Raw genomic sequence first — 26,337 nt, 5'->3', positions numbered from 1 at the left:
CGATAATGTCAGGATCATGATGATCCGTCCCTTTGTCCTTGTTTTTGCAGTTCTGTTTTTTGCCCTGACCAGTCCGGTTGTGGCACAGGGAACAGCTGTGCTGTTAAAACCGCAGGCCAATGTCACCGGTTCCTATGTAACACTGGGCGATATTTTTAGCGGCCTGACACCGGAACAGGAAGAAATTGCCGTCGCGCACGCCCCGCAACCGGGCCGTCAGACGGTACTGGATTATCGCTGGTTGGCCGGAATTGCGCAGCGCCACAAGGTTGCGTGGCGACCCAGCACCACTGCCGACCAGATTTTGATCATCCGGGACAGCCAGACCATCAGCATCGGTGAAATCACCGATGCCGTTGAAGAATCCCTCGTCGAATATGGTATTCCCGAACCGTTCATCGTCGATCTGAGCGGTGAGACCTTTCGCATTCACATTCCCGTCGATAATGCCGCCGCCATCACGATCACCGGGCTTGATGTCAATCGCCGGACCGGTCGTTTCATTGCCGAAGTCACCACCGGCGACGGCACAGCCCAGCGGCGCAGCTACCGCATGAACGGCAAATTTTACCCTGTCGATCTGATCCCTGTTCTGGTTGATGGTTTGCAACGGGGCGATGTCGTACGCGAAGACCAGATTGTTTTGCGCAAATTCCCCAGCGAACGCTTGCAGGCAGGCATTATCCGCAATGCCGATGAACTGATTGGCAAACAGGCCCGCCGCGCCGTTCGCCCGAACGAACCGTTATCGGCGCGTGATTTCACATCTCCAATCCTTGTCAAACGCGGTGCGCTTGTCACCATCCGGCTGGAAACCGCCAATATGTCATTAACTGCGCGCGGCAAGGCCCTCGAAGACGGGTCCGAGGGCGATGTCATCCGGGTGGTCAATCTGCAAAGCAACAAGACCATTCAGGTCGAAGTCATCGCCGATAACGAGGTGCGCGCCATTCAGGCGATGTCACAATAATCCCCCTGTTGTTCCACCCGGCAATCATTGCCGCAAAGCATTCCGGAAACTGGCACGTTCGTTGCTTTGTATCCTGTGCGGAACCCAGGAGGAAAAAATGGCCCGTCTTAAAATCCCGTCATCCTTGCGGCACACTGCCGTCCTTGTTGCCCTGATTGGCGCGACAACCCTGTTGTCGGGTTGTAATGCCATGAAACGCCTGTCCGAAGTTGGCGAGGCGCCGAAGCTTTCGGGCATCGATAACCCGACCCAGTCGCCGGATTATCGCCCGATCAGCATGCCGATGCCCGCCCCGCAGGTTGCCGAAAGCAACCCCAATTCATTATGGCGTTCAGGCGCACGGTCTTTCTTCAAGGATCAGCGTGCCAGCCAGGTGGGCGACATCCTGACCGTGATGATCGAAATTGATGACAAGGCAGAACTGGCCAATACCACCGAGCGGTCACGCACCAATTCCGAAGATCTTGCCGTTCCGAACTTTTTTGGACTTGAGGCTGAATTGACCGGTGTCCTGCCCGAGGCGATTAACCCCGCCAACCTGTTTGACATGAACAGCGCCAATTCCAATCGCGGCAGCGGGTCTCTTGACCGTGAAGAAGCGATCAACCTCAAGGTTGCCGCCATCGTGATACAGGTGTTGCCGAACGGCAATTATGTCATTCATGGTCGCCAGGAAATCCGGGTGAATGCCGAAGTCCGCGAAGTTCAGGTCGCAGGCGTAATCCGGGCTGCCGACATCACATCGGCCAATACCGTTCCCTATGAAAAAATTGCCGAGGCCCGCATTTCGTATGGTGGACGCGGCACCATTTCCGATGTCCAGCAGCCACGCTATGGCAGCGAGGTCATGGATATCGTTCTGCCCTTCTAAACCGAATTTCCTCCGGTTCCGCCCCCCTGTTTTTTTCGACCAGTCAACAGACTGTTGGCTGGTCTTTCTTTTTGCGTAATCATGTAAAAACAAGGGGCAGGCACCAAGGTGCCTGCCCCTTAATTCGGGTTATCCCGATCCGTGCGCTTCTCCCACCAAAAGGCAGCTTTTTGTGCCTTTCCGGGCTTTTCCAAATGTCATTGCGAATGACATTATTCCCGCTTGCGCTTTTATTTACGTTGCGACGGTTAATCGTCGCGACGGGTGCGTTCCATCCGTTCGTGACGTTCTTGCGCTTCGATGCTCAGGGTCGCAATCGGACGGGCCTCTAGTCTCTTCAGGCTGATCGGTTCGTCGGTTTCTTCGCAGTAACCATAAGATCCGTCTTCAATTCGACGTAAAGCAGCATCAATTTTAGAAATCAGTTTGCGCGCCCGGTCACGGGTCCGAAGTTCAAGCGCCCGTTCGGTTTCCGCAGAAGCGCGGTCCGTAATATCAGGCTCTTGCAGTCCTCCGCCATCCTGGAGGCTCGCCAGTGTTTCAGATGAATCGTGCAAAAGCTCGGCCCGCCAGGCCAGAAGTTTCTGCCGAAAATACTCCCGCTGACGCGGGTTCATGAACTCCTCGTCCTCTGCAGGACGATAGTCAGGTGCTAGCGTGATAGTCATGTATGCCCTCTATACAAGACTCACCGATCGCGCGGGAATATAGAAGGACCGGGCCACAGGTGCAAGCTGATTGCGTCGCACAACCGGAAAAACAATTAGGTGTTTGAAACCAGATGGTTAGGCGGGGCGAAATCGTTCAATCACCAATTTCACACCAACCCGGCCACCTCAAGCTTTGCCAGTTCGACCCGCGCACGCAATTCTATTTCGTCCAGAACCCCGGAAAGAGCAGGATCGTCAAGCAGGTCACGCTTGTGGTCAAGAATACCGACAAGCTGTTGTAATTGCCCGGCGGCAAGCGTTCCCGATAACAAGGCATCGCGAATACCATCGAGATATTCCAGCACGGTTTCAGCACGGACCACCGCCCGTTTCTTGGGCGAATCCAACGCATCGCCGCTTTGCTGCAAGGCCAACAGGGCATCAAGGGCACTGACACCGCCCGCCCCGTGAACGCCACCAGCCGCTGTCGCAGCACTGCCGCCCGCATCAAGGGATCGCACGGCATCGGCAAAACCACTACTGCCGCCACCCACTGATTTTTTGCGAACAGATGACCCAGAACCGGGCCCCTTGGAACCGCTGACCTTCATGATTGTCTCTCGCCTTGTTGGTCGTCGTTCATATCCCGCCTCTGTGAATTTGTGGTGGCCTGACTATATGGAAGCCAGAGGCAGCGAAAAGCCGAGTCTCCCGCAAAGTCGGGATCAGGGCAATCGGAAAAAAATGCCGGGTGGTCGAAACGCCTTCCCTGCGCGATGCGTCTGATCGAAAAACTTTGCCACAACACATCCAAAATTCGCAGAAAACCGGCTTTGGCACAAAATTCGCTACATGTGTTTCAGAATAACACCGGCGGCAAATTCCGCCCCCAGAATAGCGGAACGGCAAAATGATCAAACGTCTTGGCAAATATGCATTACAGGCTGCTTTAAGCGCCGTGCTTGGCATTGTGGCCCTGGCCCCGTTATCCGAAAGCCAAGCCCAGTCGCGGATCAAGGATATCGCCGATTTTGAAGGCGTTCGGGACAATATGCTGGTTGGCTATGGTCTGGTTGTTGGCCTGAATGGCACCGGCGATGATCTGGGCGATGCCGAATTTACCCGGCAAAGCATGGTCGGCATGCTCGAACGCCTTGGCATCAATGTCCGGGATCAGCTTGACAATATCGACTCTGACAATATCGCCGCTGTCATGGTAACCGCCACCCTGCCGCCTTTTTCACGGCAAGGATCGCGCCTTGATGTCAGTGTCAGCGCGATTGGTTCCGCCGAAAGCCTTCAGGGCGGCACCTTGCTGGTGACCCCGATGGTCGGCGCGGATGGCGAGGTTTATTCGGTCGCCCAAGGGCAGTTGGCGGTGGGCGGCTTTTCGGCCGCAGGCAATGCCCAGACCGTGGTCAAGGGTGTTCCCACATCGGCACGGATTGCCAATGGGGCGATTGTCGAACGCGAAATCGATTTCAACCTGAATTCCCTGAGTTCGATGTCTGTTGTGCTGCGCAACCCGGATTTCACCACCGCACGCCGGATTTCCGATGCGATCAATGCCTATCTGGGGCAAACCGCGTCGCGCCCCAGCGATCCGGGAACAGTCCGCATCGAAATCCCTGAAAATTACGGTCAGGATGTTGTCGCCCTGCTGACCGATATTGAACAATTGCGGGTCCAGCCCGACCAGATCGCCCGTGTGGTGATTGATGAGAATACCGGTACCATTGTGATGGGCGAAAATGTCCGTATCAACCGTGTTGCCATCGCCCAAGGCAATCTGACGATCCGGGTGACCGAAACACCGCAAGTATCGCAGCCCAACCCTTTTGCCCAGACCGGCAATACCGAAGTGGTTGACCGCACCCAGATTGAAATTGACGAAGATGCCGACCGCCAGTTGGGCTTGCTCGATACCGGCGTCAGCCTTCAGGAACTGGTCAGTGGCCTGAACAGTCTGGGTGTTGGCCCACGCGATATGATCACGATCCTGCAAGCGATCAAGGCATCGGGTGCCCTGCAAGCCGAAATCGAGGTAATGTAATCATGATGATCGACAGCACCGCCGCGATGTTTGCCCAGGCGCAATCCGGAATCGAAAGCGCACAGGACGCCCGCCTGAAATCCTATAGCGGCACAGCAACCAAAAATCTCGCCCAGGCCCAAAAAGCCGGTGAGGAATTTGAAGCGATGTTTTTGTCCCAAATGCTGGGTCACATGTTTTCCGGCATTGAAACCGATCCGAATTTTGGCGGCGGCCACGGCGAAACCATGTTCCGTTCCATGCTGGTTGATGAATATGCCAAGGAAATGGCCCGCGGAAATGGCATCGGAATTGCAGATGCCGTCACCAGAGAAATTCTGAAGGCCCAGGAGGGGTATTGAGATGACCACCGATCAAATGGTAATCGAACTGAAAAGCGTCACTTATGACCTGATTTCGCTGCTGGAGCGCGAAACCGATGGCATCCGGACCCTTGATATTTCGGAATATGACCGTTTTGTCGCCGATAAATCGGCGTTGTCGATGCGCTATGAACAACTGGTTCTCAAATTGCGTCAGCGCGGTGACGAACTCAAATTGCTGCCCGAAGAAAACAAATCGGAATTGCGCGATCTTCAGGCCCGTTTTCAGGAAGCCGCCCGTCGCAACATGATTGCCCTCAAGGCGGCGGAGGCCACCAACAGACGCATGGTTGATGCCATTGTGCGTGCGGTCAAGGACCGCGCCGAAGAAGGATGCACCACCTATACCAGTTCCGGCCGCGCCAGTAGTGCCCCGGGCAATGGTTATAGCCAGAAGCAACCAAAATCGACCTTGTCGGTCAGCCTGAACCAGACGCTTTAGGATCGGAGCAAGACCATGTCCCTGACACAGTCGCTCAACACCGCCATTAGCGGGCTGAATACGGCACAATCGCGCATTGCAATCACATCGTCGAACATCGCCAATGTGAATACGCCCGGCTATTCGCGCAAAATTGTCGGTCAGGAAACCCTGACGCTGGGCGGCATGGGTGTGGGTGTTCAGGTCGGCGACATTTACCGCAGTGTCAGCGAAGGCATGCTCAAGGAATTGCGCAGCGAACTGGGCAAGGCCGGACGTGACGAAATTCGCAACGAATTTTACACCCGCCTGCAAACCATGTTCGGCACCCCGCAATCCAGTTCATCCATCAGTCAGCGCATCAACGATCTGGGCAATGCGTTCGAGCAAATGGCCACCACGCCCGAACAGAATTCTCCCAAAATTCAGGTGATCGAAAGCGCCGTTCAGGTTGCAACAACGCTGGAAAACCTGTCGGACCAGATCCAGCAATTGCGCAATGACACCGATGCCAAAATCAAGGAAGAAACCGATCGCGCCAATTCCCTGCTGGTTGAAATTTCCGAACTGAATGCCACAATTGTCCGCATGAGCAATCTGGATCAGCCGACCACCGAATTGCGCGATCAGCGCGACCAGAAGGTCAACGCGCTGTCAAAGATCATGAACGTCAATACCTATACCCGTTCGGATGGGTCGATGGTGCTGTTTTCGGGCAACGGATCACGCACCTTGCTGGACCGGACACCGGAAACCCTTGAATTCACCCCTGCATCGGGCTATGCGCCCGGAACCGGCGGCAGCGGCATCAGCCTTGGCGATGTCGATATCACGGGTGAATTGCAAACCGGCACATTGCGTGGATTGCTTGACATGCGTGATAAGGATCTGCCGCAGCTCAATGACCAGATCAACGAACTGGCCGGGGAATTGCGCGATGCCATCAATGCCGAACATAATAAAGGCACGGCCTTTCCACCGCCCGCCAACCTGACAGGCACCCGCGTTGTCACCGGCACCGATCCGGTAACCGCAACCGGAACGTTCCGGATTGCCGCCCTGAATGCCAGTGGCGATCTGTTCGCCGCCAACAGCTATGCCGATATCGCCCTGCCAACGACCCCGGCGACGGTTCAGGGTCTGGCAGATGCGATCAATGCCTCGGCGGCGGGGACGCATCTTACGGCCTCCATCGTCGATAACCGTCTGGTGATCGAAGGCCTGAACGGTGCCCGCGTTGCGATCAATGAACTGAATAGCGAAATGACCCTCAGCGATGGCCGCACACAGGGTCTGTCGCATTATTTCGGGCTGAATGACTTTTTTGCATCGGCCAAACGGTCCGATACGATGACATCCATACCCTTTGCCAATGCCAACAACGCCCTGAATTTGACGGCAAGTTCATTTGTCATCAATGCCGGGGCCGGTATTTTCAACAATGGTGGCGCCGGTATTACGGTCAATTACGGCCCTAATGACAGCCTGACCGATGTTCAGGACAATATCCGCCTTGCCCTTCAGGGTGCCGGATTGTCCGCCGCCGATGCCGCCGAAGCCGTTTATCTTGTCAATGACGGTTCCCGGTTCCGTCTGGTGATTGATTCGGATGCCAATCTGTCGATGACAGATTCCGGCACCATGCTCGAAACCATCGGCATGACCGAAGATCAGCCCAATCTGGCGGGAAATATCGAGGTTTCCAGAAGCATTTTCAACGACCCGTCGCGACTGGTCCGCGGAGAATTGAATGCCTCGGTCTATGAATCGGCAACAGTCATCACCAATCCGTCGGCCCCGATTGCCACCCTGCCCTCCAACCCGCCAGACCCTGACGGGATTTACACCATTTCCGGGGCATTCGGCGATGTGACAATCAATTATAATGATACGATGTCGCTTGAGGATATTGCCGATGCCATCAATGGCAACGCGACCCTGACCAACAACAACATCACCGCCAGCGTCGTGTTTGACAGCAGTCAGGGCGGCTATATCCTGCGGGTTCAGGATGGCGATGGTGACGCGTTTTCCTTTACCGATAGTCTTGGCACGGGTGCCGACAGCCTGACCACCGCCCTTGGCCTTGGCATCAAATATGGCGTCCATGAAGGCGACAACCGGGCCGCTGCGGCATTGAGTGGTGTTTTTGACAGCACCGGCATAAAATTCGAGGCCGCAGGCGGCCTGTCGGGCGCAACCACCAGCCTGACGGATTTTGCGGCAGGCATTATTGCCTCAAATGCAACAAAGGCCGCCGCCGCGACCAGCGATTACGAGTTCCGCGGACAGCTGACATCCGATCTTGAATATCGCCTTCAGAACGAGGCCGGCGTCAATCTGGACGAGGAAATGTCCGATCTGATCATATTCCAGCGCGCCTATTCCGCATCGGCCAAGGTTATTACCACAGTTGATGAATTGTTTGATGCTTTGCTGAATGCAGTCTAAGATGACGCAGCATAAGGAGACGCGGTTATGACCCGTGTGGCAACATATTCCAATCATACGCTGCTAAGCGATCTTGCTTTGCGCAATGCATCAAATGTTACGAATTTGAACAATCAGGCATCCAGCGGTTATAAATCGCGTGATTATGCCGGTATTGCCGACAGCACCCAGCGCCTGCTTAATCTTGAAGGCGATGTCACGCGCATTGACCAGTTTCTGAAAAATTCGACCCAGGCCAAATTGCGCCTTCAGAATATGGAAAGTGCGGTCGATACCATGACCGACATCACCAACAAGATGAAAACCCTGCTGGTTCAGGCCCAGAACCTTAATCAGGCAGGCGATGTCAATCTTGACGTCGAGGCAAGGCAGGCTCTGGAACAGGTTTCCACATTGCTCAATACCCGCCTTGATGGTCGCTATCTTTTCGCGGGGGGCCGGTCCGAGGCCCCGGCGGTCGATATTGATGATATGGTTCTTCCGGATGCCTATTTCACCACATTGCCCAACATCACGGGCACCATGACGCTGGCGCAACTTGGCGTTACCGCCCCGCCGCCTGCAACAGACAATAATCTGGTCATTAATGGCAATACAGTGGATTATGATGATACCTTCACGGTCAATGACCTGATTGATGCCATCAATGTCAATCCGCCTGCAACAGCATCGCTGCGCGCCGATCCGGGTAACAACACCATGCGTCTGGTGATCGAGGATTTGTCCGGTGACGATCTGGCCATTTCCGAAGGTGGCCTGTCACTGGGCAATCTGTTTGACACGCTTGACATGACCAACGCCCCCAATCCGCGCGCCGACACCAGCTATTATCAGGGTGACCAGCAGCAACTCAATGCGCGCGTTGACCGTGAATATGATATTTCCTATGGCATTCTGGCCGATGACCCGGCATTTGAAAGCCTGATCCGCAGCCTGCAAATCATGAGCAGCACCACTGACCCGACGTCTTTGAATATTGCGATGGGCCATCTGGATAATGCCATTAAAAATTTGCCAAATGTTCAAAGCAAGATCGGCATCGATATTTCCAATATCGAACGCTATGAAAACCAGCACAAGGATTTCAGGGTTTTCGCAAGTCAGGCAATTACCGATATTGAATCGGTTGATGTCCCGCTGACTATGATAGAACTCGAACAACATAGAACGGCGCTTCAGGCAAGCTTCCTTGCGATTTCGCGATCATCCGAAATTTCGCTGGTGAATTATCTGCGCTAGCACCACATATTGTTTTAATCAGGCTCCAATCGCCTGAAAGATGATCACGGGGAAATTGAATATAATGACAACCAGCGAAACCGAACAAAAAGTTCCAGAAACTGTAACCGTCGAAACCCGGTTCGGCGATATCGAGTTTTTCTGGAACAAGGCCATCTATATGCCGGTTGGCCTGCTGGGCTTTGCCGAACATCATGCCTTTGGTCTGGCCAATATTCCCGGCAGCACTCTTGATCAGTTCAAGCTGTATCAAAGCCTGACCGATGCTAATCTGTCTTTCATCATTTCCCCCTATAATCCTGACGCAAATATTTATTCTGCCGAAGATATCGAGCGCGCCCTTGGCAGCCTTGCAATTCCGCAGGAAGACATGGTGATTTTGCTGGTGGTAACCATTCGCCCCTCACCATCTGGCACGGGAATTGCAATGTCGGTAAATCTGCAAGCGCCGATCATCATTGACACCAAACGTCAGGTCGGCTGGCAACATATCATGGCGCACGACAAGTATCCTGTGCAGCACGATATTTAAGCCGGAATACCTGAAGTTCTTTTGAATTTTGTTAGAATACCTGAAGTGCCTTGAGGAAAACCACAGTAGCGGTGGGCAAATTTTTCCGGTTTTACCGTCAAAAGCCCATCAGATACATCCAGGCAGGAGAAGTTAAAATGGCCCTTAATATCATTTCCAACTATGCCGCCAACGTTGCCCATCGCAATCTGTTGGCTTCTGATGAAATGGCCACCCGGTCGCTGGCAAAACTGTCTTCGGGTACCCGCGTTGTGTCGGCCCGTGACGATGCCGCATCAATGGCCATTGGTGCCCGTCTGAATTCCGAAGTCCAGTCGCTTAAAACCGCAACCGTCAATGTCGGTCAGGCTGGCTCTATGTTGCAGATCGCCGATGGCGGGCTGGCAACAATTGATAACATCCTTGTCCGCATGAAAACCCTTGCGGTTCAGGCCGCATCCGGCAACCTTTCGGGAACGGAACGTGGCTTTCTGGATGATGAATTCCAGTCGCTCAAGGATGAAATGGATCGTGTTTCCTCCTCGACCAAATTCAATGGCATACAACTGCTGTCAGGCCAAAATACTTTTGGTGTCGATCCAGCCGCTGTTGGCACCAACATCGAAGCCGCTGACGGTGTTGCCGCGATCAACATCAAGGCCGATGCACCGCTGACCGCCAACGACACCATCTCCATCACCTTCGACAACGCCACCAATATCATGACGTTGACGAACACCAACAACGCCAACTTCTCGCAATCTGTCGATCTGACGGACTTGTCGACGGCTGGTTTGGCTGGTGCACAAACGTCGGATGTCAACTTTGGTGATCTCGGCATCACCATTACCCTGAACTCGGCGTTTGCCTTTGGTACCGATATCACCGCCAACAACACGTTTGATGTTCTGGCGACTACCGGCCCAACCTCTCTGACTTTCCAGATCGGCTCGGGTAACGTTGCCGCAGAAGACCAGTTGACCTTCAACCTGACCACCGTCAACACGGGTGCGTTGGGCGTTACGGGTTCGGCTGTTGATACTGAAGCCAACGCACAAGCTGCGATTGACGAAGTGAATGCAGCCATTGACACCTTGCAGGCCGCCCGTTCCGCGGTCGGTGTCGGACAGAACCGTCTCGATTTTGCCGGTCAGAACCTGCGTTCCTCGCAGGAAAACAACGAAGCAGCACGTTCGACCCTTCTGGACCTCGACGTTGCAGCCGAAATGACCAACTTCACCTCGAAACAGATCCTGGTGCAGTCGGGCGTTGCGATGCTGGCCCAGGCCAACCAGATGCCGCAGAACCTGCTGCGTCTGTTGCAGTAATCCGGATAACCGGACGGCATGGCAAGCCTGCCATGCCGTCCGGCAATAAAAAAATCAGGGAAAGATGAATACCGTTATGAACAGGGCAGAACGCAGGCGTCAGGACAAGCAGGCAAAAAAAACACCGCACGCCAAACCAATGATCGCCCCCGCTCCGCCCCCCGCCCCATCATCCCCTGAAAATGCCGAAACACTTGCCGCCGCCACCCGGCATCATGGCGCAGGTCAACTTGTCGAAGCTGCACAGCTTTATCAGCAGGTCTTGGCCATTGAACCGACACAGCCGGTTGCCCTGCATCTTCTCGGCATGATTCTCCATCAAACCGGCAATAATGACCGGGCAGTTGAACTGCTTCAGAAATCGTTGGCCGTGGCACCCAATTATTTTCAGGCCCATAACAATTTGGGCGTTGTCTATAACGCGATGGATCGTACCCTCGAGGCCGAAACCAGTTATCGTAAAGCCATAGCCATCAATCCCGGCTATGCTGAAGCCCACAAAAATTTGGGAGCCTTGCTTGCAACAGGCAAAAAAACGGTCGAAGCCCTAAAGCATTATCAACAGACCGTTACGCTGAATCCCAATCATGCCGAAGCCCACAAGGCAATTGGTGATTTGCAACTGAGGTTGAAGAAACCTGATCTTGCGCTGGAAAGTTATCTGCGTGCACAAGCTCTGCAAGGATATAATGCCGATTTGCAAACCGCAATCGGTATTACCTTGCAACATCTTGGCCGGAACAAGGAAGCCCTGATCCATCACAGCCGGGCCATCAGCATGAGCCCCGGCGAGAACCAGCACTGGCTCGCCTTTGGGGATTGCGTCAAAGGCCTGTCCTTCACGACCACAGATGACAATCTTGAAAAAGCATTGCTGGATTTGCTGGAAAGACCCGATACCCGCCCGGCAGAGATTATGTTCCCGACCATCAGCGCCTTGCGGTGCCAGCCTGACTTCCATTCTGCGCTGGAAATTTTCAACACAAACCCGAATGTAGCCGCCGCGCAATGCCTTAAAACAATTGATATGCTTTCCGGCCTGCCACTGTTTTTGCGGTTACTGAATCTGGTCCCGATTGCAGAACTTCGGGTTGAACGCATGCTGACGCAATTGCGGCGGCATTTGCTGACTATGGCTTCGCAAGACAACAATCTGGATGCTCTGACACCTTTTATCGCCACACTTGCCGAACAATGCTTTGCCAATGAATATGCGTGGTTCGTAACCGAACCTGAAAAAGACATACTGACACATATTCATGACACAGCCCGCAATCTGTTTGCCGGTGGGAATCGCATCAATCCCGGTCTCCTTGCCCTCATTGGATGTTACGATGCCCTGCATGTGTTTGACTGGGCTTCAGCCATTTCATCGCATGACTGGCCCGACACCGTTGCAAATGTGATTTCGCGACAGGTAACCGAACCCCGGCAAGAACAGGCGTTACGCACCGAAATCCCGGATGCCACTGGCATTCAGGATGAGGTATCACAAGTCGTCCGCGCCCAATACGAGGAAAACCCCTATCCGCGCTGGATACGCACGGCCTTGCTGAACGATGCACGTTCCGTACGCGATATTTTGACTTCATCACCGCTGGGCTTCGATCTGGGGGATTATCAATCACCCGAATCACCAGAAATCCTCGTTGCCGGTTGCGGCACCGGACAGCATGCCCTTCAAACCTCTGCCCGGTTTGCCAACGCACGGGTAACGGCAATTGATCTCAGCCTGTCCAGTCTGTGTTATGCGGCGCGCAAAACCCGCGAAATGAATATCGATAATATTGAATATATGCAGGCAGATATTCTAAAATTGGGTCAGCTTGACCGGCAATTTGACATCATTGAATGCGGGGGCGTACTTCACCACATGGCCGATCCGCTGGCAGGATGGAAAGTTTTGACCTCGTTGTTGCGGCCCGGCGGCCTGATGAAAATCGGCCTCTATAGTGAAACCGGGCGGCCAGATGTCATTGCAGCACGTGAATTTATTGCCAAACGCGGCTATGCGTCATCCACAGACGATATGCGGCGCTGCCGTCAGGACATCATTGTCGAGGCTGAAAAAGGCGATCAGAATCTGATCACTCTTTGCATGCGGTCCGACTTTTTCAGTCTCAGCCCCTGTCGGGATTTGATTTTCCACGTTCAGGAACATCGCTTTACCCTGCCACAAATTGAATCCGCCCTCAAACAACTGGACCTGACCTTTATCGATTTTGAAACACCGACTCCGCAACCCCTTATCCGATTTCGGCAGGAAAATCGGGGATGTCCGGATCAGGAAAGACTCGCCCGTTGGCACAAGTTTGAGGAACAGCATCCTGAAACATTTCGCGGAATGTACCAGTTTTGGTGCCAAAAGCCCCGATAACACGGTCCCTCATCCCTTGCACGACAACCGAATCGATACCAATCACATGATTATTGACCGGGGTTTTTCCTGCAAAATCCCCTTAATTTTGAGCATTTAAAAATCTATACCCTCGAATCGACGACCTATACCTTTATCTAAGATCATTGAATCCAAACGCTTTTTTAGCCGAAATAATTTCTCTGGACTCTTGTTCTTTATTTTCGTATGTTTTCGCTACTAACCAGTGTTTTTGCGGACAGGAAGTCCCGGAACACGAACTCCGGCGATGTGCCGGGTCTTGAGTGGCAATTAGCCACTTCGAGCTATCCATGTAGGAGAAGTAAAAATGGCTCTTAATATCATTTCCAACTATGCCGCCAACGTTGCACACCGTAACCTGTCTGCTTCTGACGAAGCAGCCACGCGTTCGCTGGCAAAACTGTCTTCGGGTACCCGCGTTGTGTCGGCCCGTGACGATGCCGCATCGATGGCCATTGGCGCCCGGTTGAATTCCGAAGTCCAGTCGCTTAAAACCGCAACCGTCAACGTCGGTCAGGCCAATTCGATGCTCCAGATCGCCGACGGCGGCATGGCAACGATTGATAACGTCCTTGTCCGTATGAAGACCCTTGCGGTTCAGGCGTCGTCCGGCAACCTTTCGGGAACGGAACGCGGCTTTCTGGATGACGAATTCCAGTCGCTCAAGGAAGAAATGGATCGTGTTTCCTCCTCGACCAAATTCAACGGCATTCAGCTGCTCTCGGGCCAGAACTCTTTTGGTGTCGATCCGGCTGCTGTTGGCACGAACATTGAGGCCGCTGACGGTATTGCTGCAATTTCCATCAAGGCCGATGCCCCGCTGACCGCCAACGATACGCTCTCCATCACCTTCGACAACGCCACCAATATCATGACGTTGACGAACACCAACAACGCCAACTTCTCGCAATCTGTCGATCTGACGGACTTGTCGACGGCTGGTTTGGCTGGTGCGCAAACGGCGACTGTTGCTTTTGGTGATCTCGGCGTCAACATCACCCTGAACTCGGCATTTGCCTTTGGTACCGATATCACCGCCAACAACACGTTCGATGCCTTGGCAACTACCGGCCCAACCTCTCTGACTTTCCAGATCGGCTCGGGTAACGTTGCCGCAGAAGACCAGTTGACCTTCAACCTGACCACCGTTAATTCAGGTTCGCTTGGTGTAACCGGTTCGGCTGTCGATACTGAAGCCAACGCACAGGCCGCGATTGACGAAGTCAGCGATGCGATTGACCTTCTTCAGGCTGCCCGCTCGGCGGTCGGTGTTGGACAGAACCGTCTCGATTTTGCCGGTCAGAACCTGCGTTCCTCGCAGGAAAACAACGAAGCAGCACGTTCGACCCTTATGGACCTCGACGTTGCAGCCGAAATGACCAACTTCACCTCGAAACAGATCTTGGTGCAGTCGGGCGTTGCGATGCTGGCACAAGCCAACCAGATGCCGCAGAACCTGCTGCGTCTGTTGCAGTAATCCGGATAACCGGACGGGATGGGAAGCACGCTTCCCATCCCTTCTTCGGTTAACCGGTCGCCGCATTCGCGGCATCGGAGGACCAAATGGAAATTGTAAATTCACTGCAATATGCCAAACCCGCCGCATCGGCAAGTCATGGTGCAGCAGGATCGACAGGCCCGGCATCTTCTTATACCGCCTCGTCTGGTGACAGTGCAGTTGCGATTTCCCCGGCATCCGACCCGCGTCGTGGCCCCTCGGAACAAAAGCTGAAACAGGCATTTGCCGCCCTTGATCTGCCGGAAATGCCGGTTGATGATTATCGCGTTGAACTGAATTTCAATCGGGATACCGGGCGTGTTGTCGCCAAGGTCATGGACACAAATGGCGAAACCCTGCGCGAAATTCCAACCAAGGAACTTCAACGCCTGTTTTCCCAGATTCGCGAATATCTCGGTTCAGTCGTTGACGAAGAAGCCTGAGCCTATTGCGCCTGATGGTTTTGTGGTTTCGGCACGTTTATTGCAGGCTTGTTTTCTGCTAACGCTTTGCCAAAAAAGACCCAGGGCAATTTTTGCCGCTTCTTCCGAAGATACGGAGTACCGCTATGAGCAGCGCCAATCTTAACAACATTTATGTCGGTGAAAACGGCAGGATTCAGCTTTCGGGCCTGAATTCCAATATCGACTTTGTCGATGTCGTCGACAAGATGATTGCGGCGCGCCGTATTCCTGCCAAAAGTCTGGAAGACCGCATCGAAAAGAACGATGAAAAACTCTCTGCCTTGCAAGAGATGAAATCGCTGACCAATGCGTTTAAAGACGCCATGGCCAATCTTTACGGTGCCACCAGCTTTGACAAATCCAAGAACATTTTTGAAACCAAACAGGTTTTTGCGGCTTCGTCAAACCCGAATGGCCCGGCATCCTCGGCTGGCCAGCTAATGGGATTTGTCGCCACCAATGCGGCGGCAACCGGCTCCTATACCTTTGAAGTGTCGCAAATTGCCTCCAAACACAAACTCGCCAGCAACACAATTGCAGCCAATCCAACTGACTCGGCAACCGGCGTAACCGGAACCGGCAGTTTTACCATTGGCACCGCAACCGGCAGCACCCAGATCACAGTGGATGATGGCGATTCCCTGACCGATATCCGTGATAAAATCAATGCCACATCCGATGCCACCGGTGTTCAGGCCTCGGTCATCAAGGTTGCGGACGGTCAATCGACGCTGGTCTTTAACTCGACCGCAGAAGGCGTTGCCAACCGCATCGAACTCAGCGATGACGCAGGCTCTGTCTTGCAAAATATCGGCATCCTGTCGGATGCGACGACCATCAATGTTGCCAATGAAATTGATGTCGGAAATGATGCGCAATTCACCCTTGACGGTGTCGCCATTACCCGGTCATCAAACAATATCAGCGACCTGATTGATGGTGTCACCATCAGCCTGTATGATGCCGAACCCGACACCAAAATTCGGATTGAAATTGAAAAGGATCTTAATCAGGCCAAGGAAGCCATCATCAGCTTTACCGAAGCCTATAACGAGTTGCAAACCTTTATCAATGAAAAGACCTATGTCGATCCTGACACGGGGGAGGCTGGCGAAGATTCCATTTTGTTGGGTAATTCGACCGTCAAAAGCATTGAATCGATGCTACAACGGCTTGTCGGTTCCGAAGCACAGGGCGTTACAGACCGTCCGGATAAAACCGATTATTCTGTTTTGCGCGAAATTGGCATCACATTTGTGACGCAAGCCGAAGCCACTGATGATTTGGCGATCAATACCCTCAAGATTGATGAGACCAAACTGAATGCGGCGTTGCTCAATGAATCCAACGAAGTAATGGAACTGTTCAACTTCAAGTCAACGGGCGACAATTCCAACCTGACAATGCTCAATTTCTCCAGCAAAACAACTGCCGGGCAATACAGCTTTGATATTCAGGCCAGTGGCGGGGCGATTACCGGCGCGACCTATACAATTGATGGCGGTGCGCCCATTGCGGCAACGGTAAATGGCAATACCATCACCACAGAAAATGGTCTCAGCTATCTTTATACCGGCTCCGGGAATGCCAATGAGACCATGACCGCCAATGTCAGCGTCGGCATCGGGACCCAGATGTTTTTCAGCCTGCAAGACATTCTGAACGAAGAAACCGGATCACTGACGCAGGAAATTTCATCAATTGAAACCCAAAATACCGGGTATGAGAAAAAAATCGATATAATTGACTGGCGCCTTGAAGGCCAACGCGAAAGCCTGCTGAACCAGTTCATTAACATGGAAACGGCACTTGCCAAGATGAAAAACATCCAGACATCTCTCGATGAATTGATGGCTGCTGGAAAAAATAACAATTAACCTGTCTGCGTCTATCATGCACATTGGTACGATGTCTCAAAGTCCAAGGAGTGTGGCATGAACCAGAATGCAGCACGCATTTACGGCAATCAGCAAGTCAACACCGCATCGCCCGCCAAGATGGTGCAGATGCTGTATGACAAAATGATCTCATCCCTGCGCGAAGCGATTCTTGCCATCGAAAAAGGCGATATTCAGGCCCGGTGCGATGCAACCACCAAGACGCATGAATTGATCGCCCATCTTTCCGATACCCTTGATATGGAAAGTGGCGGGGAAATCGCCCGCAATCTTGAAAACCTGTATCTGTTTTCGTTGCGCCATCTGATGGCGGTTGACCGTTACAATGATCCGAAACCGGCACAGGACGTTATCAATCTGATGATTCCCTTGCGGGATTCATGGAAAGAACTGGCCGATAAAAGCGAAGGCGAAATGCGCATCGCCATTCAGGCAGCACAAACCGCCCAACCAAAACCGACCCCCGCACCGCAACCTGCGGCGAAAAACACATCCGATGACGATACCGATGTCAAACCGCGTTCCGGCGGGTTCTCTATTTCGGCCTGATCGTCCTCATCCCTGCTTTCTGTTTGCGGGCCTCTGATTTCAGGGGCCCGTTTTCGTTGCGGGCCTTCATGTCGCGGCCTCGGCTGCTTCGGCCTGTCTTGCCGGGCATTTTTTGCCCTGTATTTTGCCGATGTTACCAAGCCCCTGTTTTTTCATCTTTTTTCAACATCTTGTAATTGGCCCGGTGCTTGCATGATCCCTGACAGCTTTATCAGAAGGACCGTGTCATGCACAGCTCCGCTATCGACAAGACCCTATCGACAACCCTGGCCGCACCAGCGCCCCAGCCATCGGCATCCAATGGCATTGCCTTTACCGATGTCATGGACCAGATCAATGCCGGGCGCGCCGATGCCCGCGACAAGCGGACCCAGACCCCGGCAAATAATGCCGATAGCCGCTCGTCACGTGACGATGACCGTGCCCGTGCCGCGCGTCAGGATGACCGCGCCGCTCGGGATGCGTCACGCACAACGTCCAATGACCGTGATCAGACCCCGGCCCGCGACACGAAAACATCGCGCCCGGACGATCATGACAACACACGCACCGCGCCCAAGAATCAGAAAGACACGGTAACGGCGTCTGACGACAAGGCAACCGCCCCCGAAACCGTCGCCGAAAAACCGGCAGAAGGCACCCCTTCTGTCGAAACAGTTCAGAACGACCCATCGGCCCCTGTCATTGAAGACACCGCAAACAGCACCGGCTCAAAAACCGAATCCGAAGCCAAAACCGACGATACGCCGGTTGACGCCACCGTCATTGCCATGCCCGCCCCCCCGGTGGCACAGACCCCGGCGGAACTGGCCCTTGCCCTTGCCGCTGCCCAGCAAGGCGGCACGACCATACCGTCAAACCTGAATACCGGGGATGAAACCGGGATGGCCACAGGGATGGCTGGCGATGCCGGTGCCAAAAGCACCCTGATGGCATCAACCGCCCTGTCGCAAACCGCGCCGGTATCCCCGGTCTCAACGGCGGCAACCGGTACCAAATCATCGACGCCCGGCAATATCGGCCCCGCTGATGTCGCCGACAGTTTTGATGCCCTGGTCAATACCCGCGCCACTCTGACCGGACAGCCGGCATCGGCCGGTTCGGAATCCGGTGGCAATACCGGCAACGGCAGTAACAACAGCAACAGCCAATCTGGCACGACCGGCCAAAACCCGGCCGCAACCGGCAATGGCACGGCGCAAGCCACCCCGAACAATCTGGTTGGCATGGCCAATGTTCCGGCGGCAGCCAATACCACCGCCCAACAGCCTGCGGCCACGGTCGCCACTGCCGCCAATTCCACCCTTGCGGCCAATAGCGTGACCGGCACCGACAGTCTGGGGCAGGTCACCCTGGGCAATACCAATGCCGGAACAAGTACGGGTGCCAATAATCTTGCCGGGCAAACCGCGCAAACCGCCCGCAATGCCCCGACCCAACAGGTCCAGCAACAGGTCGCCGTTCATATCCGCAATGCCGCCAGCGATGGCGTTGACCGCATTTCGGTACAGTTGCGCCCCGAAAGTCTGGGTCGCGTCGATATCAAAATGGAAATCAGCCATGACGGTCGCGTTCAGACAGTCATTCAGGCCGACAACCGCGAAACGCTTGATCTGTTGCGACAGGATGTCCGGGGCCTGCAACAGGCCCTCAAAGATGCCGGTCTGAATGCCGATTCCCAAAGTTTCACCTTTGAGCACCGGCAAGGCGGTTCCGGCCAGGAACAGGACGGACGCAATCAGGCCACCGGTTCTGGCAAACAATTACCCGATGAAGGCGATATCCTGACCGGGGCGGAACTGGCCGAACATGTTGCCATTGGCTATGGGATCAATCCCAACGGCCTGGTTGATATCCGGATTTAAGGAAGGAAAACGGTAATGACCATTTCTTCGATGACCAATGTGGGCCTGTCCGGGACGGACATCAATGCGGCGTCGAACAGTGCTGGCAACCAGTTGGCACAGAATTTCGATACCTTCCTGATCCTGCTGACCACGCAGTTGAAAAATCAGGACCCGACATCGCCGATGGAAAGTGACAAATTCACCGACCAGCTCAGCCAGTTTGCCCAGGTTGAACAGGGCATCCAAAGCAACAAAAACCTTGAAAACCTGATCGCGATGCAGGGACAGCAACGGCAATTGTCGGCCCTGTCCTATGTCGGCGCGGAAATTCAGGCGGTTGGCGATACCAACTGGCTCGAACAGGATGGCGAGGCCAAATACAAATTCAGCATCTCGCCGGAAGTCCCGCAGGTCGAACTGCAAGTCGTCGATCAAAGCGGCAAGACCGTTTATTCCGAAAAAATGACCAAAGTTTCCGGTCTCAAGGATTTCGTCTGGGACGGCAAGAATAACAGCGGAGAAACCCAACCGGAAGGTGCCTATACCCTGGTGGTCAAACCGCAACTTGCCAATGGCGACACCTTCAAGGATGACAAGGGCAAAACTGCCGATGTCGTGATTGGCATCGTCGGCACCGTCGACAGTGTCGATATTGGCGACGACGATATTTATCTGCGGATCGGCGATGTTGCCGTGCCGTTCTCGACCCTGACCAATGTCAAACTTGGTGCCAATGACGGAACCCCCAATCCCGATCCCGATCCCGATCCCGGTTCTGGCGACGACACCGGCAATGACGATACCGAACAGGACGAGGCCGCGTGACGCGACCGGTTCTTGCATATCTTAACAAGCCTGTAACGACAGGAGACGAACAATGAGCCTCTTTGGTGCAATGATTTCCGGTGTATCCGGCCTGAACGCGCAAAGCCAGAATCTGGGCGTGATTTCAGATAACATCTCGAACCTCAATACCGTGGGGTATAAAAGCACGGTCGGCCGGTTTTCAACACTGGTGACAGAATCGGCCACCGCCACCCGCTATACCCCGGGCGGGGTGCGCTTTCACCCGACCGCCCTGATCAGCAAACAGGGCCTGTTGCAGTCGACATCCTCGGCCACGGCGGCTGCGATTTCGGGCGATGGTTTCTTTATCGTCCGCGATACCAACAATCCGGGCCAGAATGACGAATTGTATTTCAGCCGTGCGGGTGATTTCCGCCCGGATGATGACGGTTTCCTGCGCAATACTGCCGGTTTCTATCTCCAGGGCTGGGCAACCGACCGCGAAGGCAATCTGCTGGATCAGAACGGCAACCTGACCACGTCCAACAGTTCGGCAGTTACCGATTTGCGCGTCATGGACATCAACAGCATCCTGACAGCAGCGGCCGCCACCACCAGCCTTGAATTCGGGGCCAGTCTCAATTCCGATGAAACGGCTCTCGCCTCGACACAGGCGGTTTCCGCCACCGCAGGTATTGACGGTTCTGCCGCCCTTGCCGGTCAGGCCGGTATTGCCGCCGGTGACAGCTTCGACATTACGGTCAATGGTACCACCACCACCATCACCATTGGTGCCGGTCAAACCCTTGCCGACATCGCAGCTGCCATTTCGGCCGTTACCGGTGTGACCGCCACGGCCACCACAACCGGCACCAACGATACCCTGACGATTACCCCGTCAAACGCCGATCAGACGGTCACCCTTGCCAACAACAACAACGCCCCGTTGACCGGATTGGGTGTTGCCCCGCTGGCACTGACCGCGACCTATGCCGCAGGTGACCTTGCCGATGGCACGGTGACTGAAAACAACTTCATGCCGGTCACGATCTATGACTCGCTGGGTTCGGCCCATACGGTGCAGTTGCAGGTGGTCAAACTCGGCCAGAACCGCTGGGCATTTGAACTGATTGGCGATACCGGTGCCAATCAGCTGGATCCGGCCCTGCATCCCGACGGCCTGATCCAGTCCGGGATCATGACCTTTAGCGGTAACGGCAATCTTGCGACCTTTACCGACTCGACCGGCGCAACCCTTGTCGATACGCCGGTTACCGCCAACTGGACCAATGGCTCTACCCCGTCGGAAATCACCCTTAATATGGGGACGATCGGGCGTGGCGACGGCATCACACAGTTTGCCGCCGGGCAGGATGCCAGCGGCAATCTGGTCAATTACACGACCCATTTCATCAATCAGGATGGCGCACAGGCCGGCACCATGGTGGCCTATGGCTTCACCGATGACGGTTTCCTCAGCATCGAATTTGCCAATGGCGTGAAACGCCCGGTCTACAAGATGGCCATCGCCACCTTCGAGGCCCCCAATGAAATGGAAAACCATAGCGGGAATATTTATCGCCAAACCCGCGAATCCGGTGATTTCCTGTTGCGCGAACCCGGACAGAATGGCGCCGGTTCGGTTGTACCCTCGGCACTTGAGGCCTCCAACGTCGATCTGGCCGAAGAATTCACCAATATGATCATCACGCAGCGCGCCTATTCGGCGAACACCAAAACCATCACCACCACCGATGAAATGCTTGATGAACTGATCCGGGTGAAACGTTAAGGTCCGGGCGCTGTTCGCAGCGCCCTGCCCGGTTCCTCATTGTTCAGACTCGGCCCGGCCCTGCCGGGCCTTTTCTTTTGGAGTCCCGCTCCCCATATACAAAATCATCACAGGCAAAAGCCAAAGGATTCAAATCACTGGGCAAATTTTGCCGGTCGTTAACCTGTTCTTCAATTTGCCGTCCTATTCGTGATAGATGTCGGCAAAGGAAATTTGTCGATTGCGGGTCCGGACGGGCGGGGCAAAAGTGGGATAGGAGCAGTCGAAAGTGGGCGGCTTGTTACAGACATTAAAAGGCCTCGGGCCAACACGGCTGATGGCGCTTTCGGGCGTCGGCGTGCTGTTGGTGGTATTCTTTGCCTTTTTGATCCTGCGCGTTTCGGCGCCGGATATGCAACTTCTGTATCGCGATCTTGACCCTGCCGACGCCGGACAGATCGTCACCCGCCTTGAAGAACAGCAGGTTTCCTATCGCATCCTGTCAAACGGAACGGAAATTCTTGTCCCGGCCGATCAGGTCAACCGGCTGCGTCTGTCGATGGCCGAAGCAGGCCTGCCGTCTGGCGGGTCTGTCGGTTACGAGATATTTGACCAGCAAAGCGGCTTTGGCTCCACCAGTTTCGAGCAAAACATCAATCATGTCCGCGCCCTTGAAGGCGAACTGGCGCGCACCATTGCCTCGATCCAGTCGGTCAAGCAGGCCCGTGTCCATCTTGTCCTGCCCAAACGCGAGATGTTTTCACGCGAACAGCAAGCCCCCAGTGCCTCGATCGCCATCCGCCTTCAGGGCGGTGAATTGCAACCCGAACAAATCATTTCGATCCAGCATCTGGTTGCCGCCGCTGTCCCGCAACTGACACCGGGCAAGGTGTCAATCATTGACGAGCGCGGCCGTTTGCTGGCACGCGGTCAGGGCGAAGAACAAAGCACCACCTTTCTGACCCAGACCGCCGATGAAATGCGCATCCGCAATGAAAGCCGCCTGCGCAACACCATCGAAGACCTTTTGTCACGATCCCTTGGTTTCGGTCAGGTCCGGGCCGAGGTCGCCGTGGAAATGGATTTCAACAAAATCACCACCGCCGACGAACGGTTCGACCCGGACCAGCAGGTTGTGCGGTCCAGCCAAAGCATCGAGGAAACGGCGGTTAACACCGAAAACGAAGGTGCCGACCCCGTTACCCTGCAAAATAACCTGCCGGATCCCAATCTGGGTGCCGCCGATGGTGCGGGCACCCGCAGCGAGGAATCCCGGACCGAAGAAACCGTCAATTATGAAATTTCCCGGACCACCACCACCAGGGTCAAGGAAATTGGCGAGATTTCACGGGTAACCGTCGCGGTTTTGGTCGATGGCACCTATACCACCGATGAAAATGGTGAACAAATCTATCAGGAACGTACCCAGGACGATCTTGAAAAGATCGCCGCCCTGGTCCGCAGCGCCATCGGATATGATCCGAACCGCAATGATCAGGTCGAAGTGATCAATATGCGCTTTGCCGACGCGACCAACCTGTTTGCCGACGAGGAAATCGAAACCTTCCTTGGCCTCGACAAGGCTGAAATCTTCCGCATTGCTGAAATGCTGGTGCTGGCGATTGTGGCGATCCTTGTCATCCTGCTGGTGGTGCGTCCGTTGCTGACCCGCGCCTTTGAAACCCTGCCCAGTGCGGCGGATATGGCGCAGCGGCAATTGCTGGCCGATGATATGACCGCCGATGGCACCCCCGCCCTTGCCGGGCCGGCCCCGGTACCAAGTGCGCCGGGCATGATGGATGATGGCGAGGAACTGATCAATCTGTCGCAGGTCGAAGGGCGTGTGAAAGCATCGTCGGTCAAGAAAATCGGCGAGATTGTCGAAAAACATCCCGAAGAGGCACTGGCGATCATTCGCAACTGGCTTTATCAGGAAAATTGATCCTGACGGCTTCATTCCCAAGACAGTCTGGCAGTTTTGTCATGCTGTCCAACAGACTGCCGGTTTTATAAATGGCTGCGATAGAAAAATTCAGGTTCGATCTTAGTTTCGATGATGCCGACAATGTCATCCGTCCGTCCGGCTCGGAAGAGGGTGACTATGGCATGAGCAAAAAGAGCCGCAAAAAAAAGCCCGAAGAAGACGCCCCGCCCCCACCGCCGCCGCCGATCTATACCGAAGAACAAATGACCGAAAAACTGGCCGAAGCCAGTGCCCTCGCCCACGAGGAAGGTCTGGCCGAAGGCAAGGCGCAGGGACTGGAACAGGGCCGACAGGAAATTTTGCAATCGCTGGACAAGGCCGTCAGTGATACCGCCATTGTGGTTGGCGGGCATCTGGCCCATATAGATGAACAGCAAAAACGTGCCAACGCCCGCATTGCCGAAGATTCCATTCATGTTGCCCGCGCCATCATGCGCAAGATCGCCCCGGCCTGGGCAGCCCAAAACGATCTGATGGAAATCGAACAGATCGTCCGGCAATGTCTGTCAAACCTGTTTGATGTGCCCAAGGTTCTGGTACAGGTCCATCCCGATATCGCCGCCGCCCTGAATGACCGCATTACTGAAATCGGTCGCAGCCGGGGATTTTCGGGGCAATTGCTGGTGGTCGGCGAAGCAGATGTTCTACCCGGCGATTGCCGGGTTTCATGGGGCGATGGCACCGCAGTGCGTGAAACAGCGGCCCTGTGGGCCGAAATCAACGATATTGTCGAACGTGCCATACTGGCACACCGCGAAAGCCATGATCTGACGGCAAGTGACATGGCCGACCCCGCCCTGCAAAACACACGCAAAGCCGATATCGCCGCCAGACCTGTGCCGGAAACAACCCCGGATACCGGGATCGGCGGTGACGGCGACACCGCCGATGTTCAGGCGGGTCATCTGGCGACAGACGATGCCACAGACGATGCCACAGACGATGATGGTGCAATGCCCGCGAATATGCCAACATCACCATCACAGGCAGATACAGACGATCTGAATGACGACGGGAATGATGCCGATATCGTGGCATCGCCGGTCACATCAGACGATATGCTGCCCCCGAACGACGAAGACGCAGGAGACAAACATGGCTGAAGATGACGATCTTGAATTGTCTGAACTTGATGATGACGAGATCGAACTGGAAGGCGAAGGCACCGAATTGCTGGCCGGGCTGGATATCGGCGGCGAGGGCATGAAAACGTCCAAGGACCTTGAAGCCGTTTATGATATCCCTGTGCAGGTATCCGCCGTACTGGGAAAATCGACCATGCAGGTCAGCCAGCTTTTGAAACTTGGTCGTGGTGCTGTCGTAGAGCTTGACCGCAAGGTTGGGGAAGCTATTGATATATATGTCAACAACCGGCTGGTCGCTCGTGGCGAAGTGGTTGTGGTCGAGGACCGTTTGGGGGTAACCATGACGGAAATCATCAAGTCCGAACGTAACTGAACCGCACAAAGGGGATCTGGGAATGGCGGATGGGGGAACAAGGACGACGTTCGATATCGCAACCGTCGCCGGTTTGGCGATCGGGTTTACCCTGATTATCGCAGCGATCGTTTTGGGGGGCTCGCCCGGGGCTTTCATCGATATTCCATCGGTTCTGATTGTGATCGGGGGAACATCCGCGATCACGGCGGTCTGTGTTTCCCTTGGGGAATTTCTGGGCGTCTGGAAAGTGCTGCTGCGTACCATTTTCTATACGTCGCGCAATCCGGCCGATGCCGCCCTGCAAATCCTGCAATTGGCTGAAATCGCCCGCAAGGGCGGGGTTTTGTCGCTTCAGGGCCATCTCGACAGCCTGCAAAGCGAGGAATATCTGTGGAAAGGCCTGTCGCTTGTTGTGGACGGCACCCCGGCCGAAGACGTCGAAGGCATCATGCGCAAGGATATGAACGCCACGATTTCGCGCCATCAGAAAGGGGCGAATATCATGCGCAAGGCGGGCGATATTGCCCCGGCCATGGGCCTGATCGGCACCCTGATCGGTCTGGTGCAGATGCTGGGCAATCTTGATGATCCGTCCTCCATCGGCCCGTCAATGGCGGTTGCCCTTCTGACGACATTTTATGGCGCGATTCTGGCCAATATGGTGTTCATGCCGCTGGCCGCCAAACTGGAACGCAATTCACAGGAAGAAGAATTGCTCAATTCCGTTTATATGGTCGGCGCAGTATCGATCGGACGGCAGGAAAACCCGCGCCGTCTGGAAATGCTGTTAAATTCCATTCTGCCGCCGTCCAAGCGCGTCAGCTATTTCGATTGATCGGCCCTGTG

The 26,337-nt window shown here is 54.6% G+C and carries 23 protein-coding genes; 21 read left to right on the top strand and 2 right to left on the bottom strand.

Going from position 1 to position 26,337, the window contains the following annotated elements; genetic code table 11:
- Nucleotides 1–16: 16 nt before the first annotated feature.
- Nucleotides 17–970, top strand: coding sequence for a flagellar basal body P-ring formation chaperone FlgA (gene flgA, locus Q8O73_RS00970; protein WP_305553545.1), 954 nt, complete (start codon nucleotides 17–19; stop codon nucleotides 968–970).
- A gap of 97 nt (nucleotides 971–1,067) precedes the next feature.
- Complete coding sequence (flgH, locus tag Q8O73_RS00965) at nucleotides 1,068–1,841, top strand: flagellar basal body L-ring protein FlgH (protein WP_305553542.1); 774 nt, start codon at nucleotides 1,068–1,070, stop codon at nucleotides 1,839–1,841.
- Nucleotides 1,842–2,089: 248 nt separating this feature from the next.
- On the opposite strand, the gene dksA is transcribed toward flgH, so the two are convergent.
- Nucleotides 2,090–2,509 (bottom strand): RNA polymerase-binding protein DksA, encoded by a 420-nt coding sequence (dksA, locus tag Q8O73_RS00960; RefSeq protein WP_305553539.1) that lies wholly within the window; start codon nucleotides 2,507–2,509, stop codon nucleotides 2,090–2,092.
- Between the two features lie 149 nt (nucleotides 2,510–2,658).
- Nucleotides 2,659–3,102 carry a flagellar assembly protein FliX gene (locus Q8O73_RS00955; RefSeq protein WP_305553536.1) on the bottom strand — a complete coding sequence of 148 codons (444 nt, stop codon included), beginning with the start codon at nucleotides 3,100–3,102 and terminating at the stop codon, nucleotides 2,659–2,661.
- A 299-nt stretch (nucleotides 3,103–3,401) separates the two neighbouring features.
- Between Q8O73_RS00955 and Q8O73_RS00950 the strand changes: the two genes are divergently transcribed.
- The 19 genes from Q8O73_RS00950 (at nucleotide 3,402) to Q8O73_RS00860 (ending at nucleotide 26,326) form a co-directional block, all read left to right on the top strand.
- Entirely contained in the window at nucleotides 3,402–4,544 is a 1,143-nt protein-coding gene (locus tag Q8O73_RS00950) for a flagellar basal body P-ring protein FlgI (protein ID WP_305553533.1), read from the top strand.
- 2 nt (nucleotides 4,545–4,546) lie between these two features.
- Nucleotides 4,547–4,885, top strand: coding sequence for a rod-binding protein (locus tag Q8O73_RS00945; RefSeq protein ID WP_305553531.1), 339 nt, complete (start codon nucleotides 4,547–4,549; stop codon nucleotides 4,883–4,885).
- A gap of 1 nt (nucleotide 4,886) precedes the next feature.
- Nucleotides 4,887–5,348 carry a hypothetical protein gene (locus tag Q8O73_RS00940; protein WP_305553528.1) on the top strand — a complete coding sequence of 154 codons (462 nt, stop codon included), beginning with the start codon at nucleotides 4,887–4,889 and terminating at the stop codon, nucleotides 5,346–5,348.
- A gap of 15 nt (nucleotides 5,349–5,363) precedes the next feature.
- Nucleotides 5,364–7,778, top strand: a complete 2,415-nt coding sequence (gene flgK / locus Q8O73_RS00935) for a flagellar hook-associated protein FlgK (RefSeq protein WP_305553525.1) — start codon at nucleotides 5,364–5,366, stop codon at nucleotides 7,776–7,778.
- Between the two features lie 27 nt (nucleotides 7,779–7,805).
- On the top strand, nucleotides 7,806–9,017 hold the full coding sequence (locus tag Q8O73_RS00930) for a flagellin (protein WP_305553522.1): 1,212 nt from the start codon (nucleotides 7,806–7,808) through the stop codon (nucleotides 9,015–9,017).
- Nucleotides 9,018–9,081: 64 nt separating this feature from the next.
- Nucleotides 9,082–9,549 carry a flagellar assembly protein FliW gene (gene fliW / locus Q8O73_RS00925; RefSeq protein ID WP_305553519.1) on the top strand — a complete coding sequence of 156 codons (468 nt, stop codon included), beginning with the start codon at nucleotides 9,082–9,084 and terminating at the stop codon, nucleotides 9,547–9,549.
- A 137-nt stretch (nucleotides 9,550–9,686) separates the two neighbouring features.
- Nucleotides 9,687–10,856 (top strand): flagellin, encoded by a 1,170-nt coding sequence (locus Q8O73_RS00920; RefSeq protein ID WP_305553517.1) that lies wholly within the window; start codon nucleotides 9,687–9,689, stop codon nucleotides 10,854–10,856.
- A gap of 139 nt (nucleotides 10,857–10,995) precedes the next feature.
- A complete protein-coding gene (locus Q8O73_RS00915) occupies nucleotides 10,996–13,233 on the top strand; it encodes a class I SAM-dependent methyltransferase (protein ID WP_305553514.1) in 2,238 nt (745 codons plus the stop codon).
- 328 nt (nucleotides 13,234–13,561) lie between these two features.
- On the top strand, nucleotides 13,562–14,731 hold the full coding sequence (locus Q8O73_RS00910) for a flagellin (protein WP_305553511.1): 1,170 nt from the start codon (nucleotides 13,562–13,564) through the stop codon (nucleotides 14,729–14,731).
- Nucleotides 14,732–14,817: 86 nt separating this feature from the next.
- Nucleotides 14,818–15,195 carry a flagellar protein FlaG gene (locus Q8O73_RS00905; protein WP_305553508.1) on the top strand — a complete coding sequence of 126 codons (378 nt, stop codon included), beginning with the start codon at nucleotides 14,818–14,820 and terminating at the stop codon, nucleotides 15,193–15,195.
- Between the two features lie 125 nt (nucleotides 15,196–15,320).
- Entirely contained in the window at nucleotides 15,321–17,093 is a 1,773-nt protein-coding gene (fliD, locus tag Q8O73_RS00900; RefSeq protein WP_305553505.1) for a flagellar filament capping protein FliD, read from the top strand.
- A gap of 57 nt (nucleotides 17,094–17,150) precedes the next feature.
- Nucleotides 17,151–17,663, top strand: a complete 513-nt coding sequence (fliS, locus tag Q8O73_RS00895; RefSeq protein WP_305553503.1) for a flagellar export chaperone FliS — start codon at nucleotides 17,151–17,153, stop codon at nucleotides 17,661–17,663.
- A gap of 227 nt (nucleotides 17,664–17,890) precedes the next feature.
- Nucleotides 17,891–19,528 carry a flagellar hook-length control protein FliK gene (locus Q8O73_RS00890; protein ID WP_305553501.1) on the top strand — a complete coding sequence of 546 codons (1,638 nt, stop codon included), beginning with the start codon at nucleotides 17,891–17,893 and terminating at the stop codon, nucleotides 19,526–19,528.
- A gap of 15 nt (nucleotides 19,529–19,543) precedes the next feature.
- Nucleotides 19,544–20,335 (top strand): flagellar hook assembly protein FlgD, encoded by a 792-nt coding sequence (locus tag Q8O73_RS00885; protein WP_305553498.1) that lies wholly within the window; start codon nucleotides 19,544–19,546, stop codon nucleotides 20,333–20,335.
- 52 nt (nucleotides 20,336–20,387) lie between these two features.
- Nucleotides 20,388–22,088 (top strand): flagellar hook protein FlgE, encoded by a 1,701-nt coding sequence (locus Q8O73_RS00880; RefSeq protein ID WP_305553496.1) that lies wholly within the window; start codon nucleotides 20,388–20,390, stop codon nucleotides 22,086–22,088.
- 316 nt (nucleotides 22,089–22,404) lie between these two features.
- Entirely contained in the window at nucleotides 22,405–24,009 is a 1,605-nt protein-coding gene (gene fliF, locus Q8O73_RS00875) for a flagellar basal-body MS-ring/collar protein FliF (protein ID WP_305553493.1), read from the top strand.
- A 164-nt stretch (nucleotides 24,010–24,173) separates the two neighbouring features.
- Nucleotides 24,174–25,154, top strand: coding sequence for a FliH/SctL family protein (locus Q8O73_RS00870; RefSeq protein ID WP_305553490.1), 981 nt, complete (start codon nucleotides 24,174–24,176; stop codon nucleotides 25,152–25,154).
- Between the two features lie 100 nt (nucleotides 25,155–25,254).
- Entirely contained in the window at nucleotides 25,255–25,509 is a 255-nt protein-coding gene (gene fliN, locus Q8O73_RS00865; protein ID WP_371135026.1) for a flagellar motor switch protein FliN, read from the top strand.
- A gap of 22 nt (nucleotides 25,510–25,531) precedes the next feature.
- Nucleotides 25,532–26,326, top strand: a complete 795-nt coding sequence (locus tag Q8O73_RS00860) for a motility protein A (RefSeq protein ID WP_305553484.1) — start codon at nucleotides 25,532–25,534, stop codon at nucleotides 26,324–26,326.
- Nucleotides 26,327–26,337 lie beyond the last annotated feature (11 nt).

Source organism: Thalassospira sp., from assembly GCF_030690045.1.
GTDB lineage: Bacteria > Pseudomonadota > Alphaproteobacteria > Rhodospirillales > Thalassospiraceae > Thalassospira.
The sequence above is the reverse complement of the archived record's forward strand: the minus strand, read 5'-3'. Positions and strand labels throughout refer to the sequence as shown.